This is a genomic window from Halorhodospira halophila SL1 (genome assembly GCF_000015585.1).
GTDB classification, from domain to species: domain Bacteria; phylum Pseudomonadota; class Gammaproteobacteria; order Nitrococcales; family Halorhodospiraceae; genus Halorhodospira; species Halorhodospira halophila.
Map to the genome: position 1 here is coordinate 2,461,039 of NC_008789.1, position 19,338 is coordinate 2,480,376.

Sequence of the window (19,338 nt, forward strand, 5' to 3'; positions counted from 1 at the left end):
GCGCCCCGGGGCGGCACTCCGGACGCAGGGCGGCGCCTTAGCCGCCCTGCGTCCCCCGCTCGGCAAGGAAGGCCTGCAGCGCCCGACCCGTGGGCGTATCCATGGCCGCCACCGCCTCCGGTGCCCCCGACCCGACGACGGACCCGCCGGCATCGCCACCCTCCGGGCCCAGGTCGATGACGTGATCCGCCTCGGCGATGACGTCCAGATTGTGCTCGATGACCACCACCGTATGCCCGGCGTCCACCAGGGCGTGGAAGACGTCGGTCAGCCGCTGCACGTCGGCGATGTGCAGCCCCACGGTGGGCTCGTCGAGCAGGTAGAGCGTCGGCGCCGCCTGTCTGGCCCGACCCGGTCCGCCGTCCACCGGCCGCGCCTTGGCTAGTTCGGTCACCAGCTTGAGCCGCTGCGCCTCACCGCCCGAGAGGGTCGGACTGGGCTGCCCCAGGCTGAGGTAGCCGAGCCCCACGTCACAGAGCAGGCGCAGGACGTGATGGATGCGCGGATGGGCGCTGAAGAAGGCCTGGGCCTCTTCGATGCTCAGCGCCAACACCTGGTCGATGCTGTGGCCGGCATAGCGAACCTGGCGCGTCTCCTCGTCGAAGCGGGTCCCGCCGCACACCTCACAGGGGACCTTCACGTCGGGCAGGAAGCTCATCTCCACCGTCTTCACCCCCTGGCCGCTGCACGCCTCGCAGCGCCCGCCCTTGGTGTTAAAGGAGAAGCGCGCCGCATCCCAGCCGCGCAGACGCGCCTCTTCCGTACCGGCGAATAGCCGGCGGATGGGATCCCAGATGCCCACGTAGGTGGCCGGACAGGAGCGCGGCGTGCGACCGATGGGCGTCTGATCCACCTCCAGGACCCGCCGCAGGTGCTCGGTACCGGCCACTGCCTGGCATCCCACCGGCTCGGGCACCGGCGCGCCACGCTTGCGGCCGAGCAGCGCCCGGACGCTGGGCTCGATGACCTCGCGCACCAGGCTCGACTTGCCCGAGCCGGAGACCCCGGTGACGCCGATCAGGCGGCCGAGCGGCAGCGCCACATCGACCTGCTGCAGATTGTGGCGGTGGGCTCCGGTGACCGTCAGCTGCGCGGCCGGGGCCTCGCTGCGGCGGGCCCGCGTCGGGTGGCGCGGCGGGTGGGCCAGGACCCGACCGGTGAGGGAGTCCGCATTGCCGGTCACCGCCGCCAGATCGCCCTCGGCGACCACGCGCCCGCCGTGGCGGCCGGCCCCGGGACCGAGATCGACCAGGTGCTCGGCGGCGCGGATGGTCTCCTCGTCGTGCTCGACCACCACCACGGTGTTGCCGGCCTCGGCCAGTTCGCGCAGCGCCCCGAGGAGCATGGCGTTATCCCGGGCGTGGAGGCCGATGGTCGGCTCGTCGAGCACATAACAGACCCCCTGCAGGCCCGCACCGAGGCTCGCCGCCAGACGGATGCGCTGCGCCTCGCCGCCGGAGAGCGTGGGTGCGGCGCGATCCAGGGTCAGATAACCGAGCCCCACCCGCTCGAGGAAGGCCAGGCGCGCGCGGACCTCGGCGATGACGTCGCCCCCGATGGCGGCCTCGCGGTCGTCCAGGCTCAGCCCCTCCAGCCAGGGCCGCAGCTCGGCCACCGAGGTGGCCGTGACCTCGGTGATGCTCCGCCCGTGGAAGCGGACCGCCCGCGCCACCGGGTTGAGCCGCCCGCCCTGGCAGGCCGGACAGACCCGCGCCGCCTCGAGCTCCGCTGCCTCGGCCTCGTCCGGGTCGCGGACCAGCAGCCCGGTGCCGTGGCAGCCGCTGCACCAGCCGTGGCGGGAGTTGAACGAGAACAGCCGCGGGTCCGGCTCAGCGAACCCCTGTCCGCACCCCGGACAGGCGCGGCGGGTGGACCACACCCGCTCCGCCTCGACACCCCCGTCCTGCGGGGCGATGCGCACGGTCCCGTCGCCGTGGTCCAGGGCCTCCTCCAGCCGCTCGCGCAGGGCCGCCTCGGCGTCGGGCTGCACCTCGAGGCTACCCAGGGGCAGATCGATGTCATGCTCCCGGTAGCGGTCCAGCCGCGGCCACTGCGCGGTGGGCTGGAGCTCACCGTCCACGCGCAGCGCCTCGTACCCGCGACCAGCGGCCCAGGCCGCCAGCTCCTTGTAGATGCCCTTGCGGGCCACCACCAGGGGCGCGTAGAAGACGATCCGCTGACCCCGGTAGTCGCGCAGCAGCCGCGCGGCGATCCCCACCGGCGTCTGGGCCTCGATGGCCACTTGACACTCCGGGCAGTACTGCACCCCGAGGCGCAGGTAAAGCAGGCGCAGGTAGTGGTAGATTTCGGTGAGCGTCGCCACGGTGGAGCGGTACCCACCCCGGCTGGTGCGCTGCTCGATGGCCACTGCCGGCGGGATACCGGTCACCGCCCCGACGTCGGGCCGCGAGGCCGGCTGCACCAGTTGCCGGGCGTAGGCGTTGAGCGATTCCAGGTAGCGGCGCTGGCCCTCGGCGAAGAGGATGTCGAAGGCCAGGGTCGACTTCCCCGAGCCGGAGACGCCGGTGACCACCGTCAGCCGATCCCGGGGGATGGTCACGTCGATGTTGCGCAGGTTGTGTTCGCGGGCCTGATGCACCTCGATCGCCGCCGGGGCGGGCGCGGTGTAAGGCGCCGCCGCCTCGGCAACGGCCGGGTGCTGCAGGGCCGCCGCGCCCGCACCCTCATCCGGCGCAACGGCCTGACTGGCCCAGTCGTCCGCCAGGGCGCGGCCGGTATCCGTAGCGTGGGCCGCCAGCTGCGCCGGCGTGCCGCTGGCCAGCAATCGGCCGCCCCCCTCACCGCCTTCCGGGCCGAGGTCGAGGATCCAGTCGGCGTTGGCGATCAGATCCAGGTTGTGCTCGATGACCAGCAGGCTATAGCCGGCGTCCACCAGGCGCTGGAAGGCATCGAGCAGCACCTGGCAGTCGCTGAAGTGGAGGCCGGTGGTGGGCTCATCGAAGATGAGTAACGTACCGGCGCCCGACTCCCCACCCTTGGCCTTGCCGCGCTCGGCCAGGTGCCCGGCCAGCTTGAGGCGCTGGGCCTCGCCGCCGGAGAGGGTGGGTACCGGCTGACCCAGGCGCAGGTAGCCGAGGCCCACGGCGCGCAACGGCTCCAGCCGACGGACCACCTCCCGGCTGTCCGCGAAGAACTCGACGGCCTCGTCAGCGGTCATCGCCAGGACCTCGTGGATGGAGGCGCGCCGCCCCTCGGGCCCCTCCACCTGCACCTCCAGCACCTCGGCGCGGAAGCGCCGGCCGTCGCAGTCGGGGCAGGCCAGGTAGACGTCGGAGAGGAACTGCATCTCCACATGCTCGAAGCCGGAGCCCTTGCACGTCGGGCAGCGGCCATTGCCGGCGTTGAAACTGAAGGCGCCGGCGGTGTAGCCCCGCTCCCGGGCCAGCGGCGCGGCGGCGAAGCGCTTGCGAATCGGATCCAGGGCGCCGGTATAACTGACCGGGCAGGAGCGGGCACTCTTGCCGATGGGCGACTGATCGACCAGGGCCACGGCGGTGATCGCCTCCGCGCCGTCGATGCCGTCGTGTTCGCCGGGGGCTTCAACGGCCTCGCCCTGTTGGCGCAGCAGTCCACGGTAGAGAATGTCTTCGGCCAGGGTCGACTTGCCGGAGCCGGAGACCCCGGTCAGACAGACCAGGCCGCCCAGCGGGATGGCCACGTCGATCCCCTGGAGGTTGTGGGCGCGGGCGCCGCGGATGGTCAGCGCGGGGCCGTCCGCAGCTGCAGCCTGGTGGGGGGCCGGCGAGGACGCGCTCCGCTTCTCCCCCGCGCCGTCGGGCCCGGCCGAGCGCGCGTCCCTGCGCGTACGGCCGGCGAGCCGCGCTTCGCTCAATTCCTCGCCAGCCCCCCACGCACCCGGGGCGCAACCATCCCGCCGGGAGACCCGCCGGCGGCCGGTCAGATAGTCTGCGGTGGCCGAATCCGCCGCATAGAGTTCCGCCGGGGCACCGTTGAAGACCACCCGGCCACCCCGCTCGCCCGGCCCCGGCCCCATGTCGATGATGCGGTCGGCGGCCGCCATCACCTGCGGATCGTGCTCGACCACCAGCAGCGAGTTGCCGGCGTCGCGCAGGCGCTGGAGGATCCCCACCAGCCGGTCCACATCCCGTGGGTGCAGGCCGATGGACGGCTCATCAAGGACGAAGAGGGTATTGACCAGCGAGGTCCCCAGCGCGGTGGTCAGGTTGATCCGCTGCACCTCGCCGCCGGAGAGGGTGCGCGACTGGCGGTCCAGGGTCAGGTAGCCGAGGCCCACCTCGTTGAGGTAGCCGACCCGGCTGCGGATCTCGTCCAGGACCGTGGCCGCCGCCTCGTCCAGCGGCGGCGGCAGCACCAACCCGTCGAAGAACTGCTGCAACCGCTCCAGGGGCAGGGTCGCCAAGTCGTGCAGGGTCAGCCCTGGCAGGGCCGCCAGCGCCGCGTCGTCCAGCTCCAGGTGGCGGGGCCGGAAGCGCTGCTCAGGGGCGAGGACGGCGTCGGCCTCCTGCCGCCCCCCGAGGCGGAAGTCGAGGGCCTCCGGCACCAGACGCGCACCCTGGCAGTCCGGGCACGTCCGATACGTGCGGTAGCGCGAGAGTTGCACGCGCACGTGCATCTTGTAACTCTTGCGCTCCAGGTAGTCGAAGTAACCGCGCACCCCGTACCACCTGCCCGAACGGCCCCAGCGATCTTCGCCGTCCCAGACCCACTGGCGATCCGCCGCGTCCAGCTCCTGCCACGGCACGTCCACGGCCACCCCGCGACGCCGCGCGGCGCGCAGCAGATCCTCCTGACACTCCACCGAGGCGCCGCCGCGGAACGGCTTGATCGCCCCGTCGGCCAGGCTGCGGGTCGGGTCCGGGATGACCAGATCGGGGTCGATCTCCATGTTCCGACCGAAGCCGCGGCAGGTGTCGCACGCCCCGACCGGGGAGTTGAAGGAGAAGAGTTCCGCCGTCGGCCGCGGGTAATCGCGATCGCAGCCGGCGCAGTGGAAGGTCGCCGAGTAGCGGCGCGGCTCGCCGGCGGGCTCGCGGTCCTCGCCCAGGGCCCAGACCTGGCAACGGCCGCGCCCCTTGTCGAGGGCGATCTCCACCGCCTCGATCAGCCGACCGCGGCGTTCGGCGTCGAGCCGCAGACGATCCTGGACCACCTCAACGCCGCCCGGGCGCTCGTAGATCCGAGTGTAGCCCTGGCTGGAGAGCATCTGGCGCAGCTCGTCCCGGTCGAGCCCGTCGGGCACCGCCACGAAGAAGGTCACCGCCACCCGGGTCCCGGGCGGCCAGGGGGCCGCGCCCTCGCCGGCGAGGAGCCCCTCGGCCACGGATTCCGGCGTATCCGGGCGCACCGGGCGACCGCAGCCGCTGCAGTAGGGCTGCGCGGCGCGGGCAAAGAGCAGCTTGAGGTGGTCGGAGAGCTCCGTCATGGTGCCCACGGTGGAGCGCGACGTGCGCACCGGATTGACCTGGTCGATGGCGATGGCCGGGGGGACGCCGTCGATGCGTTCCACGTGCGGCCGGTCCATGCGCTCGAGGAACTGCCGGGCGTAGGCGGAGAAGGTCTCCACGTAACGGCGCTGCCCCTCGGCGTAGACCGTGTCGAAGGCCAGGGAGGATTTCCCGGAGCCGGAGACACCGGTGACGACGATCAGCTCGCCGGCTGGCAGGTCGAGATCGAGCCCCTGCAGGTTGTGCTGGCGGGCGCCGCGGATACGGATCGGTTCGCGCACGGTCAGGCTTCCAGAGACAAGACGGCGCCGACAGCCCGGGGGCTGCCGACGCCGGTACGGTTCACGGGATGTCGTTCAGGCGGCGGAATCAGGCGTACTTCGCCTTCGCCTCCTGCCGACGGCGATGGAGCACCGGCTCGGTGTAACCGGAGGGCTGCTCCCGCCCCTTGAAGACCAGATCACAGGCCGCCTGGAAGGCGACGCTGCCGTCGAAGTCTTCGGCCATGGGGCGGTAGTTCGGGTCGCCGGCGTTCTGCTCGTCGACCACCTGGGCCATGCGCTTGAGGCTGTCCATGACCTGCTCCTCGGTCACCACGCCGTGGTAGAGCCAGTTGGCCACGTGCTGGCTGGAGATGCGCAGCGTGGCGCGATCCTCCATCAGCCCCACGTTATTGACGTCCGGGACCTTGGAGCAGCCAATGCCCTGGTCGATCCAGCGCACCACATAGCCGAGGATGCCCTGGCAGTTGTTGTCCACCTCCTGCTGGATCTCCTCGGCGCTCCAGTCGGTGCTCGGCGCCAGCGGCACGGTGAGGATCCGGCTCAGGTCGGAACGCCACCCCTCCCGGGCGATCTCGGCCTGGACGCCAGCCACGTCCACCTGGTGGTAGTGCACAGCGTGCAGGGTCGCCGCCGTCGGCGACGGCACCCAGGCACAGTTCGCGCCTGCCTTGGGGTGGCCAGCCTTGGTGTCGAACATCTCGCGCATCTTGTCCGGCTTCGGCCACATGCCCTTGCCGATCTGGGCCTTGCCCTTGAAGCCGGAAGCCAGGCCGACATCGACGTTCCAGTCCTCGTAGGTGGTCATGAAGGCGGCCCCCTTCATGTCCGCCTTGCGGATCACCGCGCCGGCCTCCATGGCGGTGTGGATCTCGTCGCCAGTGCGGTCGAGGAAGCCGGTGTTGATGAAGATCACCCGATCCCGGGCCTGCTGGATGCAGGCACGCAGGTTGACCGTAGTGCGCCGCTCCTCATCCATGATGCCCACCTTGAGGGTGGCACGCGCCAGACCCAGGGCGTCCTCGACGCGCTCGAACAGGTTCACGGTCAGCGCCACCTCCTCGGGACCGTGCATCTTCGGCTTGACGATGTAGACGCTGCCGGTCTTCGAGTTGCATACCTGTCCGAGCCCCTTGAGGTCGTGGACCGCGCAGAGGACGGTCATCATGGCGTCGAGCATGCCCTCGGGGATCTCGTTGCCGTCGCCGTCGAGGACCGCCGGTGTGGTCATCAGGTGACCGACATTGCGCACCAGCATGAGCGAGCGGCCCGGCAGGGTCAGCGAGCCGCCGTCCGGGGCCGTGTAGGTGCGATCCGGGTTGAGCCGCCGCGTAAAGGTCTCGCCGCCCTTGCTCACCGACGTCTCTAGGTCGCCTTTCATCAGGCCCAACCAGTTGCGGTAGACGCGCACCTTGTCCTCGGCGTCCACCGCGGCCACGGAGTCCTCGCAGTCCTGGATGGCGGTCAGCGCCGACTCCATGACCACGTCCTTGACGCCGGCCGGGTGATCCTGACCGATCGGGTCGTTCGGGTCGATGACGATCTCGGCGTGGAGGCCGTTGTGGCGCAGCAGGAGGGTGGCGGGGCGATCCGGCTCGCCGGTGAAGCCGACGAAGCGGGTCGGATCGGCCAGTTCGGTCTCACTGCCGTCGGCCAGGGTGATGACCAGCTGGCGCGGGTTGCCGTCGCTCAGCCGGTAGGCGGTAACCTCGGCGTGGAGCCCATGGGCCAGCGGGGCCACCTCGTCCAGGGTCTCGGCGGCCAACTCCATGACCTTTTTACCGCGAGCGGGATTGTACGTCTTGCCCTTGGCTAGCCCGTCGCTCTCGGGGATCATGTCGGTGCCGTAGAGGGCATCGAACAGGCTGCCCCAGCGCGCGTTGGCCGCGTTGAGCGCGAATCGCGCGTTATCGACCGGCACCACCAGCTGCGGCCCGGCCACGGTGGCGATCTCCGGGTCGACCCCGGTGGTGGTGATCTCGAACGCGTCCACTTCGGGTTCCAGGTAGCCGATCTGCTCAAGGAACGCCTTGTGATCGGATACCGAGAACTGGCCACGATGGTTCCGATGCCAGTCGTCGATCTGCCGCTGCAAGTTCTCGCGCTGTTCCAGCAACTCGCGGTTGCGCGGAGCCAGATCGCGGACGATGCCGCCGAGCTCGTCCCACACGGTGTCGGCGTCGATGCCGGTCCCCGGCACGATCTCGTTGGCCACCAGGTCGTGGAGTTCACGCGCCACCTGCAGGCCACCGACTTGAACCCGTTCGCTCATGGAAGTCTCCCTATTCAGCTTCGCGATCCGCGGATAAGCCGCGATAGTAACGCATCCAAGTCAGCCTGATCATCCGCCGTACGCCGCCCCGCTCAGCGTTCCAGCTGCGCCTCGAGCTCCTCGTAGAAGTCGCTGACCAGGCGTGCGTTATCACCGACATCCGCCTCGCCGCCGCGCGTGGCCGCGCGCGCATCGACCCGACGATGATCCCCGTCATCCTCGACCCGGATGACGATGTCGTGGACGATGCCCAGCCAGTAGCTGCGCGCTGTGGCCTCCAGCTCGCCCTGCATGTCGGTGCGCGCCACCGTCCACTCCAGGCCCAGCGCGGCGCTCTCGGCGGCACTAAGGATCTCGGAGACGTCGTGGGGGTAGTCCCGACCGGTGAGCTCGGGGTGCGCTTCGGCCTGGCGCTCGGCCACCGCCCCGCCGGGATAGTCCACGGCGCTGCCGGCGCGTTCACGGGCCGGTGCCAGGGCACGGAATGACGGCGGGTCGTCTTCGGTGGTGACGAGGTCGTGGAGGTTCGGCCCGAGGACGGCGCCATAGACCTTCGGCCCGGCGACCACCACCACTCCCAGCCCCAGAGCCAGTCCAGCCAGGGCCCGACCCCGCCCCCGCTTGCCGTGCAGACCGAAGGTGGCGACCAGCCCGACCCCACCGGGGATGAGGGCGAGGGCCCCGGCGACGAAACCGGCGGCGATCATCATCAGGGCCGAATCGAGTTCGACGGTATGGATACGGTACAACGGGCCGGCCAGCGCGGCCGCCGCAGCCCCGCAGGCTGCAAGCAGGACGGACGCTGTCGCCAACCGGGATACGGGCGCCTGAAACATGACCCCTCCTGCCGGATTTCCGGCCAATTATGCGGCCGGAGACGGCCGAGGCAAAACGTTCCAGGCGACGAGGGCGGGGCAGCGCCCAAGCGGACGCCGCCCCGACCGGGGACGCGGGAGTGCTTCGGGGTTGGTTACTGCAGACGCCCGGAGAGCACCGTCTCAACCCGACTGCGCTTGAGCGGGCGGAGGTTGCGCACGACCTCGTCGCGGCACTCCGGATCCATGCGCTCCAGCACGCGGGCCAGCGTGTTGAACGGCAGGCGGTTGGCCAGCCGAGCGGCCGGCCCGCGCTCCATGTGCTCGAGCACGCTGGCCTGCGCCTCGGGGCGCATCTCCAGAAAGGCCGCCAGGCCCTCGCCGTCCGGCATGGCGCTCAACGCCGCCGGCCGCTCGGCCGGAGCCATCTGCACGATCCGCCGCGCGGCGGCTGCAGGGAGGCGATCTGCGTACTCGGCACGGGCCGTTACGCCGAGGCCATGCTCGTGATGCTCGGTGGTGATGCTCATCTCTCTGCCTCCTGTCTGTCCGGGTGCCCGACCCGCGGCACCGGAGACAGAGAGACGGCGGAGGATCCGTCAGTAGGCCGGTACCCCGGGGCGGGCGTTGGTTCGCGGTACAACGTCGTTGTTCGACGTACTGCCGTTACCGTCCGGCATGACGGTCTCCTCGTGTGGCTGACACGTGTTGCGAAATTTAGGGGGCACCCCGCTTGCTGTCAAGCGTCACCCCGCGCCGACAGGCGATCTTGACCCCCTATGCTGCGGCGGCTACTATCCGCGGTTTAACATGCTCAAGAACGCGGCTGAGTGTCGCAGAGGGTCACCATGAAGAAAGACATCCATCCTGAGTACCGTGAAGTCGTTTTCCAGGACATCTCGACGGACTTTTCCTTCCTGACCCGCTCTACGGTCAAGACCGACGAGACCATCACCTGGCAGGACGGCAACGAGTACCCGCTGGTCAAGATTGAGGTCTCCAGCCGAAGCCACCCGTTCTTCACGGGCAAGCAGCGTGTGGTCCACTCTGGTGGCCAGGTCGACCGCTTCCGCAAGCGTTTCGGCATGACCCGGGGCAGCTCCAGCCAGTAACCCCGGGCCGCCTGCACCGGGCGCGGTCTCCCAAGGCAGCAGCGGAGGGGCATCATGACGTCGAAAACCGTCACCGTCACCGACAACACCACCGGTCACAGCATCGAGATGCCCATCCGCGAGGGGACGCATGGGCCGGGCGTCGTCGATATCCAGAACCTCTACAAGGAGTTCGGATACTTCACGTACGATGCCGGCTTCACCTCGACCGCGAGCTGCCGCAGCGACATCACCTTCATCGATGGTGAGAACGGCATCCTGCTCTATCGCGGTTACCCCATCGAAGAGCTCGCCGAGAACAGCAACTTCCTCGAGGTCTCCTACCTCCTGCTCCACGGCGAGCTGCCGACCAAGGACGAGCTGGACCAGTTCAACCGGGCGGTCACCGAGCACGCCATGATCAACGAGTCGTTGAAGGACTTCTTCGACGGCTTCCACTACAACGCTCACCCCATGGCCATGCTCACCGGCGTGGTGGCGTCCCTGTCGGCCTTCTACCACGACGCCATCAAGCTCGGCGACCCGCGCAACCGGATGCTCACCTGCCACCGCGTGCTGGCCAAGATGCCGACCATCGCCGCCGCGGCCTACAAGCACATGGCAGGCGAGCCGTTCGTCTACCCGCTCAACCGGCTCTACTACACCGAGAACCTGCTCAACATGCTGTTCTCGCGCCCCACGGAGCCGTACGAGATCAACCCGATCCACGCCAGGGCACTGGATCAGCTGCTGATCCTCCACGCCGACCACGAGCAGAACGCCTCGACCTCCACGGTCCGCCTGGCCAGCTCCACCGGCACCAATCCGTTCGCCTCCATCGCCTGTGGTTGCGCTGCGCTGTGGGGGCCCGCCCACGGCGGTGCCAACGAGGCGGTGCTGAACATGCTCCACGAAATCGGCGATATCAGCCAAGTCCCGAAGTACATCGACAAGGCCAAGGACAAGGACGATCCCTTCCGTTTGATGGGCTTCGGCCACCGGGTCTACAAGAACTTCGACCCGCGGGCGCGGATCATCCGCAAGACCTGCCACGAGGTCCTCAACGACCTGGGCATCGAGAACGACCCGCAGCTGGAGCTGGCCATGGAGCTCGAGGAGCGGGCGCTGGAGGACGATTACTTCGTCGAGCGCAAGCTCTACCCCAATGTCGATTTCTATTCGGGGATTATCTATCGGGCCCTGGGCATCCCCACGGATTTCTTCACGGTGATGTTCGCCCTCGGCCGCACCCCCGGGTGGTTAGCCCAGTGGAACGAGATGGTGGCCGATCCGGAGCAGCGCATCGGGCGGCCACGCCAGCTCTACACCGGCGCGGCGCGGCGGGAGTACATCCCCGTCGATCAGCGCAAGAAGGGTTAAGACCCGCCCCGAGGGCGCACTCCGGGCCGTTCCCCGGGGCCGCGCCGCCGCAGACACCGGGGCGGGAGCACCCGACGGCCCCGGGGCGTTGCTACTCCTCTCCCACCGCCTCCTCCAGCAAGGCGGAGACCTCCGCCACCCCGGCGCGCTCCATCGCCCCTCCATGCACCTCGCTGCGCGGCGGCTCCCGTAGCCCGGCCTCCGAGAAGACCGTCAGTTCCACCTCGGTATCCCCGGCCAGGAACCGGAACATGGGCTGGATGGACCAGCCGTCGCGGCCGAAGCGCAAGCGCCGCTCATCGGACTCGAAGGGGATCCGCCGGTCCATAAGGAACATCAAGACCGTCTCGGGGGTATCGGCAAACAGGTGCAACTGCACCGGCGATTCAGTATCCGCGGTGCCGGAGAGCACCGGCCCCACCAACCGCGGGCGAAAATCAGCAAAGAACGACATGGCCTCCAGGGCGCGCTGGCGCAGGTGGCGCAGCGCCGCCTCATGCTCTTCGCCGCCGAAGACGGCACGATACTCCAGCAGCGCGTCGTGGATCTCCTGATTGCCGGGGAGGTTGCGGGTATTGCTGGCACCGAGGCGCTCCGCGGCCTTCCGCTTGGCGGCGAAGTAGTCGCGCACCCCGTCCTCGGCCATCAGCCGCGCCGCCTCGCGAATCAGACTCAAGCGCATGCGCTCATCGCGTTGATGGTTGGCTCCTCTGCGTCCCATAGCTCCTCCCCCTGCTCCGGCAGTCTGTTGGCACCCGCCTAGAAGAGTTCCCGCTCCGTGTGCTCATCACCACGCTGCCGGCGATCGCTGTCGTCACGGACCGGGACGGTCTCCTCGCGGAAGGTCTCGAAAATGGCGTCAGGGTTCTCGGAGCTGGTGGCCCGCCCCGACTCCGGGTCGATGCGCACCGTGACCAAGCCGCCCGGGCGCGGCATGGGGCGCTCCTCGACCCCGTCGAGGGCTACGGACATAAAGCGGGCCCAGATGGGCAGGGCGGCCGAAGCACCGGTTTCGCCACGCCCCAGGCTGCGCTGGTCGTCGAAACCGATCCACGCCGTGGCCACCAGATCCTGGTTGTACCCCACGAACCAGGCGTCGCGCAGATCGTTGGTGGTACCGGTCTTGCCGGCCAGGTCCCCGCGATCGAGCACCCGCCGCACGCCCCGTCCGGTGCCACGCTCAATGACGTCGGCGAGCATATCGCTGATCAGCCAGGCGTTGTCTTCCGGCAGGACACGCTCTGCCGGGGGCGGCAGATCGAACAGGCCAGTGCGGTCACCGGGCACCGAGGCCATGGGCAGGTCGTCACGGCAGAGCTCACACGCCTCCGGAAACTCGGGCTCGAAGACCACTTCACCGGCGCCGTCTTCCACCCGCTCGATGATATTGGGGAAGACGCGGTAGCCACCGTTGGCGAACGCCGCAAAGGCGTTCGACATCTGCAGCGGAGTGGCGCTATTGCTGCCCAGCGCCAGGGAGAGATCCCGCGGCAGGCTCTCCGGCGGGAAGCCCATACGCACGGCATGGGCGATAGTCGGGTCGATCCCCACATCGCGCAGCACCCGGATCGACACCAGGTTGCGCGAGAAGACCAGGGCCTCGCGCAGCCGGGTCGGGCCATAGAACCGCCCCGAGTAGTTGCCGGGGCGCCAGTAGCTCTCCAGGGCGTCGTCCCGGAAGACCACCGGGGCGTCGTTGACCAGGGTGGCCGGCGTGTAGCCGCCTTCCAGGGCCGCCGAGTAGATGAACGGCTTGAAGACCGACCCCGTCTGACGCCGCGCCTGGACCGCCCGGTTGAAGGAGCTGAGGCGGAAATCGAACCCACCGGCCAGGGCCCGCACGCGCCCGTCCAGCGGATCCTGGGCGACCAGCGCGCCGGAGACGTCGGGCACGGCGCTGAGCGCCGCCCGCCCCTCGCCCTGCGGCATCACCCGCACGATATCGCCGACCTCGAGCACGTCACCCGCCTCTTCCGGGGCCGGGCCGCGCCGATTGGCACCCCGGTAGGCACGCGCCCACTCCATGGTCTCGAAGTCCACCTGCAGCACCCGCCCGCCCCGGGGCCAGACCCAGGCCGCCTCGGGCTCTACGGCGAGCACCACGGCCGCTTGCAGGCCGCCGAACGGCGGGTGTTCCCCCAGCACCTCGTTCATGGCCGCCGGGTCGCCGACGGCCTGCGCGTCCATGCTGCCTTCGGGGCCCCGGTAGCCGTGGCGCTGGTCGTAATCGCGCAACCCGCTGCGCAGGGCACGGTTGGCCGCCTCCTGGCGGTCCTTCTCGATGGTGGTATAGACCGTATAGCCGCCGGTATACGCCTCCTCGGCCCCGTAGCGCTCGGTCATGGTGCGGCGGACCATCTCCCCGGCGTAACGGGCATCCACACGGCTGCGCGGGGCGTGCAGTTCCGCGGTTACCGGTGCGGCCATAGCCTCCTGATAACGCTCCGGGCTGATGAAGCCCTCGTTGAGCATCCGCCCAAGGACGTAGGCACGCCGCTGCAGGGCCAACCGGGGATTGCGGATGGGGTTGGCGGCCGAGGGCGCCTTGGGCAGACCGGCAATCATCGCCATCTGGGCCAGATCCAGCTCATCCAGGTCCTTGCCGTAATAGACCTGGGCGGCGGCAGCAACGCCGTAGGCGCGATTGCCCAGGTAGATCTTGTTGAGATAGAGCTCGAGGATCTCCTCCTTGGACAGGGTGCGCTCGATCTGCAGCGCCAGCAGGATCTCGTTGACCTTGCGCAGGATGGTGACTTCGCGCGAGAGGAAGAAATTGCGCGCAACCTGCATGGTGATGGTCGACCCCCCCGGGCCGAAGGAGCGCTCGCGGGCCACGTGGCTCACCGCCCGCGCCAGGCCCTGATAGTCGACCCCCGGGTGCTCGTAGAAGCGGTCGTCCTCAGCGGCGATGAACGCCAGCAACAGGTCCGTGGGGATGTCGTCGATATCCTCCGGTTGGCGGCGCTGCTCGCCGTACTCGGCGATCAGCTCGCCCTCGGCGCTGACAACACGCAGCGGCTGCTGGAAGCGCACGTCGCGCAGCGACTCCGCATCGGGCAACTGCGGAGCAAGCACCAGCAGGGCATAAGCCACCGCCGCGGCACCCAGCACGGCGCCGGAACCGACCAGGGTGAGGGTGCTGTAAAGGAGGATACGCAGGAATCGCTTCATCGGGGACGGGGCGCGGGCGCCTTGGCAAACTCTGTGGGCAGTATACTGACCACCTCTTGCACGGGCGAGTTCCCGGTTTATAGTAGGGGCGTCAATGCCTGCCGCCCGCCAGGGACCGGCGGCGGCACGGGAACCAGCGTCTCAGGGAGGAGACGGGATGCCCCTGCCCAGCACCGCGACGATCGGCGTCGCTGTGGCCGGACGTGCCGTACATGTCTGTCTGCGCCGGCGCAGCCGCTACGCCTACACCGCTGAAACCATCCATGCCCCGGGGGCGAACGGCCGCCGTGATGCCCTGCGCGCGGCCTGCCGGCGCCTGGGGGTCGGCCGCTCCCGGGCGGCACTGGCGCTGCCCGAGGGCCGCGTGCAGCGCCGCCTGCTCGCCTTGCCAACCCCCCTGCGCCGCTCCGAGTATCGGGCCGTGCTGCGTCTGCACGTGCGCCGTGCCCTGCCCGCCCCGGCCTCCGTCTGGCGTTACTGCCTCAGCAGCGAGCACCACCGGCCGCACCTGCTCGCCGCGCGCCATACCGACCTCCAGGCCGGGCAAACCCTGCTGCGCGACGCCGGCCTGCGACCGGTCGCACTCGTCGCCAGCCGCGACGCCCTGGCCCACGCTGCCGGGGCGCCCCCGCAGCCCCTGCCGGACACTCCGGGCGCCCGCCTGGCACGCGCCCTGGCCGAGGCCGCCCGCCGCCCCGGGCCCAACAACCTGCTGCACGCCCGGAACCCGAGCGCCCACGGCGCCGATCACTCCCTGCGCACCGCTGCCGGGGCGGCACTGGCCATCGGGCTGGCCGGTGTAGCCGCCCACGCCCACTGGGGTGCGCCGACGGGCAGCTTCGGGAGCCACGACGCCACCAACACCGCCGAAGATAGGTCGCCCTCGCCACCCCCTGAACCCGACCCGGACCCGGAGCCGCCGACCGCCGAACCAGCCCCCCCCGCCGAGCCGGCGTCACAGCTCCCCCCGGATCCCGCGGACGCACGGCGCCAGGCGATCCCCGGGTGGCTCGACACCCTGGCCAAGGCGCTGCCCGAGGGGACCCGCCTCAAGACGGTGGAGCTGGGCGAGACCCTGGCCATCGAGGCCGTTACCGCGCAACCCGAGCACACCGAGGCGTACCTGAACGCCCTGCAGGAGGCGGGCTTCGAGGCGGTTCACCTGGCGCAGATGCGCCGCACCGAGCACGGCCTCCGCCGGCTATCCCTGCGGGGCCGACCGCAGCTCAGGGACGAGCCACCCGCCGCACCGCCCGAGACGACACTGCGTGAGCAACTCGGCGACCTCAGCCGAGAGCTCGAGGCCCACGGGCTGGTCCTCGAAGACCTGCACCGGCAAGAGGGCGACGACGACGAGGTGGTCGCCCGGCTGCACATCGCCGGCGAGTACGCCGCGCTGCGGGAGTGGCTGGCCGCGGAGGCCGAGTCGTCCCGCCGGCGCGGCGTGCACCGCCTGCACCTGCACGCCGCCGAGCCGCCCCGGCTCGAGGCGGAGGTGACCATCGCCCTGCACCCACCCGAGGTCCAGCCATGAGCGGTCGACTGCGATCCGGAGCGGCCGCGTTGCTATTGATCGCTCTGCCTGTCTTCGCGGCCCCACCTGATCCGTTTCAGGGTCGGGTGGACGAGGAGGGCGCAACCCGGCCGGAGCCCGCCCTGCGCACCCTGCCCCTGGTCCACGCCGAGGCTGCGCAGCTCGCGGAACTCCTGCGCGACGAGACCGGCGTGCTCTCAGAGAGCGGCCACGCCAGCGTCGATGAACGCACCAACACGCTGATCCTCCAGGACACGCCGGCCCGCCTGGAAGAGGCCGAACAGCTCGTCCGCGAACTCGATCGGGCCAACCGTCAGGTCATGATTGAGGCGCGCATCGTGTTGGCCTCGGGGGAGTACTCCCGGGAGTTGGGCAGCCGACTGGGGCTATCCAGCGAACGGGGCGACGGCCACTTCGCCTTCGACAGCCTGCCCGGGAGCAACGACGCGGCTGTGGGCGACGGGCTTCTTGCCGAGCTGCCGCCGGTGGGCGAAGGCGCGCGGCTGAGCGTCTCAGTTGGCGAGGTGGGCGAGCGGCTGCTACAGCTCGAACTCTCGGCGATGGAGGCCGAGGGACACGGGCGCGTGGTCTCCAGCCCGCGGGTCCTGACCACCGAGCGCCAGGCCGCCCGCATCGAGCAGGGCGTCCAGATCCCCTACCAGGAGACCGCCGAGTCCGGTGCCACGGCGGTCGCCTTCCAGGACGCTGCCCTGTCCCTGACCGCCACCCCGCAGGTGACCGAGGACGACGCAGTCTCCCTGGCCCTGCGCGTCACCAAGGACGCCGTCGGCCAGATCTACGAGGGGGTTCCCAGCATCGACACCCAGGCCGTGACCACGCACCTTCGAGTCCAGGCCGGTGAGACCATCGTCCTCGGCGGAGTCCGCGAACACGAACAGCGCAAGCAGCGCCAGAGGGTCCCGTGGCTCGGAGAACTGCCTCTCATTGGCTGGCTGTTCCGCCAGCGCATGTCCGAGCAGAGCCACCATGAGCTGCTGGTCTTCGTCACCCCGCGCCTGGTCGAGGACGGCCCGTCCTCATCGACGGCCGTTGACGACGCCGCCCCCCGCCCCCACATTGACTCACCCAGCCGAACAACCGAGGACGATTGGTGAGCCTGCACACCACCCCGCCACGCCCCTGCGCCGTGACCGAGACCGCCAGCCGCGGCCGCCGGCACGAGGAGCCCCACCCCGGGCATCGCAGCGAGTTCCAGCGCGACCGCGACCGCATCATCCACTGCGGCGCCTTCCGGCGCCTGGAGTACAAGACCCAGGTCTTCGTCAACCACGTCGGCGACCTCTACCGCACCCGGCTGACCCACACCCTAGAGGTGGGCCAGATCGCCCGCACCAGCGCCCAGGCCCTGGGTTTGAACATCGATCTGGTCGAGGCCATCGCCCTGGCCCACGATCTCGGTCACACCCCCTTCGGCCACGCCGGCCAGGACGCGCTGGCCGGGCGCATGGAGGGGCTCGGCGGGTTCGAGCACAATATCCAGTCCCTGCGCGTCGTCGACGACCTGGAGAAGCGCTACGCCACCTTCGACGGGCTGAATCTGACCTTCGAGACCCGCGAGGGGCTGCTCAAACGCTGCACGGTCGAGCGCGCCCAGCAACTCGGGCCCGTCGCCGAGCGCTTCGTCCACGGCGGTCAGCCAACCCTGGAGGCGCAGCTGGTCAATGTCTGCGACGGCATCGCCTACAACAGCCACGATGTCGACGACGGCCTGCGCTCCGGGCTGATCAGCGTCCCAGAGTGCCGCGAGACGACCCTGCTCGGCCCCCTGTTCGCCGAGGTCGAGACCGCTTACCCCAACCTGGACGAGCGCCGCACCATCTATGAGGTGGTCCGGCGCATGATCAACGTGCAGGTCGAGGACCTGATCCGCGAATCCGCCGCGCGCATCGACGCCGCCGCACCTGCCGACGTGGAGGCGGTGCGCCGACACCCGGGACCGCTGATCGGGTTCAGCGAGGATATGGCCCGGCGGCACCAGGACCTGAAGGATTTTCTTTTCCAGCGCCTCTATCGCCACTTCCGGGTGGCGCGGATGGTGCGCAAGAGCCACGCGGTGGTTCAGGGGCTGTTCGACGCCCTCCTCGACGAGCCACAGCTGATGCCGGACCAGCCCCGCGACGCAGCCCATCGCGGAGAGGCCCGCCACGGCCTGCCCGGACGGGCCCGTGCCGTGGCCGATTACATCGCCGGCATGACCGACCGGTTCGCCATCGAAGAGTATCGCCGGCTGTTCCGCCCCGAGGAGCTGACCTAGACCGCCTCGACCAGGGTGTCGGTCAGCGCCTCCGGGGCAAACTCGCCGGTGACCACGGCATCGCCGACACTGCGCAGGAGCACCAGGCGCAACTGGCCACCCCGGTTCTTCTTGTCGACACTCATCAGCTCACGGAAGCGGGCCTCGGGGATGGCGGGCGGCCGCGTGGGCAGGCCGAAGGCCTCAAGCAGGGCGATGGTGCGCTCCAGCCCGTTGCGCTGCAGCCAACCCAGGCGCACCGACATGCGCGCCGCCATGACCATCCCGGCCGCCACGGCCTCGCCGTGGAGCCAGGTGCAGTAGTCGGTGTAGGTCTCGATGGCGTGGCCGAAGGTGTGGCCGAGGTTGAGCAGCGCACGCTCACCGGCCTCCCGCTCGTCAGCGGCGACCACCTCGGCCTTGTTGCGGCACGACTCGGCCACGGCGTGGGCCAGGGCCTCGGGGTCGCGGCGCCGCAGGGCATCGACATGCGCCTCGAGCCAGTCGAAGAAGGCGGGATCGCGGATCAGGCCGTACTTGACGACCTCGGCCAGGCCGGCGTTGTATTCGCGCTCGGGCAGGGTGGCGAGGACCCCCGTATCCGCCACCACGGCACGCGGCTGGTGGAAGGCGCCGATCATGTTCTTGCCACGCGGATGGTTGACCCCGGTCTTGCCGCCCACCGAGGAGTCGACCTGGGCCAACAGCGTCGTGGGCACCTGGATGTAGCCCACCCCGCGCTGGTAGGTAGCCGCACAGAAGCCGGCCATATCACCGACCACGCCACCGCCGAGGGCGATCACCGTGGCCGAACGGTCGAAGCGCCCCTCGATCAAGGCGTCATAGACCTGCTCACAGGTCTGCAGGGTCTTGTAGCGCTCGCCGTCGTGCAGGGTCACCGACTGCACCTCGGCACCCGGAACGGCCAGGCGCTCGGCGTAGAGCGGTGCCACGGTCTCGTTGCTGACCAGCAGCGCCCGATCCGCCACCAGATGCTCGGCCAGCACCCCCTGATCCAGCACTCCGTCCCCGATGTAGATCGGGTAACTGCGCTCCCCGAGCTCGACCCATTGTGTCCGCATGCCCGCTCCTG

At 70.0% G+C, this 19,338-nt stretch carries 12 protein-coding genes; 5 read left to right on the forward strand and 7 right to left on the reverse strand.

Annotated elements, in window-relative coordinates:
- Positions 1 to 37: 37 nt before the first annotated feature.
- From HHAL_RS11350 to HHAL_RS11365, 4 genes are all read right to left on the reverse strand, one after another.
- Positions 38 to 5,728 (reverse strand): excinuclease ABC subunit UvrA, encoded by a 5,691-nt coding sequence (locus HHAL_RS11350; RefSeq protein WP_011815032.1) that lies wholly within the window; start codon positions 5,726 to 5,728, stop codon positions 38 to 40.
- A gap of 88 nt (positions 5,729 to 5,816) precedes the next feature.
- Positions 5,817 to 8,000 (reverse strand): malate synthase G, encoded by a 2,184-nt coding sequence (locus tag HHAL_RS11355; protein ID WP_011815033.1) that lies wholly within the window; start codon positions 7,998 to 8,000, stop codon positions 5,817 to 5,819.
- A 92-nt stretch (positions 8,001 to 8,092) separates the two neighbouring features.
- Positions 8,093 to 8,836: a DUF1499 domain-containing protein gene (locus HHAL_RS12790; protein WP_011815034.1), complete on the reverse strand. Its 744-nt coding sequence runs from the start codon at positions 8,834 to 8,836 to the stop codon at positions 8,093 to 8,095.
- Positions 8,837 to 8,970: 134 nt separating this feature from the next.
- Positions 8,971 to 9,345, reverse strand: coding sequence for a magnesium transporter MgtE N-terminal domain-containing protein (locus HHAL_RS11365; protein ID WP_011815035.1), 375 nt, complete (start codon positions 9,343 to 9,345; stop codon positions 8,971 to 8,973).
- Positions 9,346 to 9,663: 318 nt separating this feature from the next.
- On the opposite strand from HHAL_RS11365, the gene HHAL_RS11370 reads away from it, so the two are divergent.
- Both HHAL_RS11370 and HHAL_RS11375 read left to right on the forward strand, forming a co-directional pair.
- Positions 9,664 to 9,927, forward strand: coding sequence for a type B 50S ribosomal protein L31 (locus HHAL_RS11370; protein WP_011815036.1), 264 nt, complete (start codon positions 9,664 to 9,666; stop codon positions 9,925 to 9,927).
- Between the two features lie 54 nt (positions 9,928 to 9,981).
- Entirely contained in the window at positions 9,982 to 11,286 is a 1,305-nt protein-coding gene (locus HHAL_RS11375; RefSeq protein ID WP_011815037.1) for a citrate synthase, read from the forward strand.
- Between the two features lie 91 nt (positions 11,287 to 11,377).
- Here HHAL_RS11375 and HHAL_RS11380 read toward each other — a convergent pair whose 3' ends face one another.
- Together HHAL_RS11380 and HHAL_RS11385 are read right to left on the reverse strand one after the other, a co-directional pair.
- Complete coding sequence (locus HHAL_RS11380; protein ID WP_011815038.1) at positions 11,378 to 12,007, reverse strand: hypothetical protein; 630 nt, start codon at positions 12,005 to 12,007, stop codon at positions 11,378 to 11,380.
- A 38-nt stretch (positions 12,008 to 12,045) separates the two neighbouring features.
- Positions 12,046 to 14,457 carry a penicillin-binding protein 1A gene (locus HHAL_RS11385; RefSeq protein ID WP_011815039.1) on the reverse strand — a complete coding sequence of 804 codons (2,412 nt, stop codon included), beginning with the start codon at positions 14,455 to 14,457 and terminating at the stop codon, positions 12,046 to 12,048.
- A 157-nt stretch (positions 14,458 to 14,614) separates the two neighbouring features.
- Here HHAL_RS11385 and HHAL_RS11390 point away from each other — a divergent pair, with 157 nt between their 5' ends.
- From HHAL_RS11390 to HHAL_RS11400, 3 genes are read left to right on the forward strand one after another with little or no spacing between them, the layout of a single operon-like run.
- On the forward strand, positions 14,615 to 15,991 hold the full coding sequence (locus tag HHAL_RS11390) for a hypothetical protein (RefSeq protein ID WP_041595187.1): 1,377 nt from the start codon (positions 14,615 to 14,617) through the stop codon (positions 15,989 to 15,991).
- 29 nt (positions 15,992 to 16,020) lie between these two features.
- Positions 16,021 to 17,106, forward strand: a complete 1,086-nt coding sequence (gene pilQ / locus HHAL_RS11395) for a type IV pilus secretin PilQ (RefSeq protein WP_049751673.1) — start codon at positions 16,021 to 16,023, stop codon at positions 17,104 to 17,106.
- The gene (locus HHAL_RS11400) at positions 17,103 to 18,266 is read left to right on the forward strand and encodes a deoxyguanosinetriphosphate triphosphohydrolase (protein ID WP_011815042.1); all 1,164 of its coding nucleotides are present in this window, start codon (positions 17,103 to 17,105) and stop codon (positions 18,264 to 18,266) included. The genes pilQ and HHAL_RS11400 overlap by 4 nt, the downstream gene beginning before the upstream one ends.
- On the opposite strand, the gene aroB is transcribed toward HHAL_RS11400, so the two are convergent.
- Positions 18,263 to 19,327, reverse strand: a complete 1,065-nt coding sequence (aroB, locus tag HHAL_RS11405) for a 3-dehydroquinate synthase (RefSeq protein WP_011815043.1) — start codon at positions 19,325 to 19,327, stop codon at positions 18,263 to 18,265. The genes HHAL_RS11400 and aroB overlap by 4 nt on opposite strands.
- Positions 19,328 to 19,338: the final 11 nt, after the last annotated feature.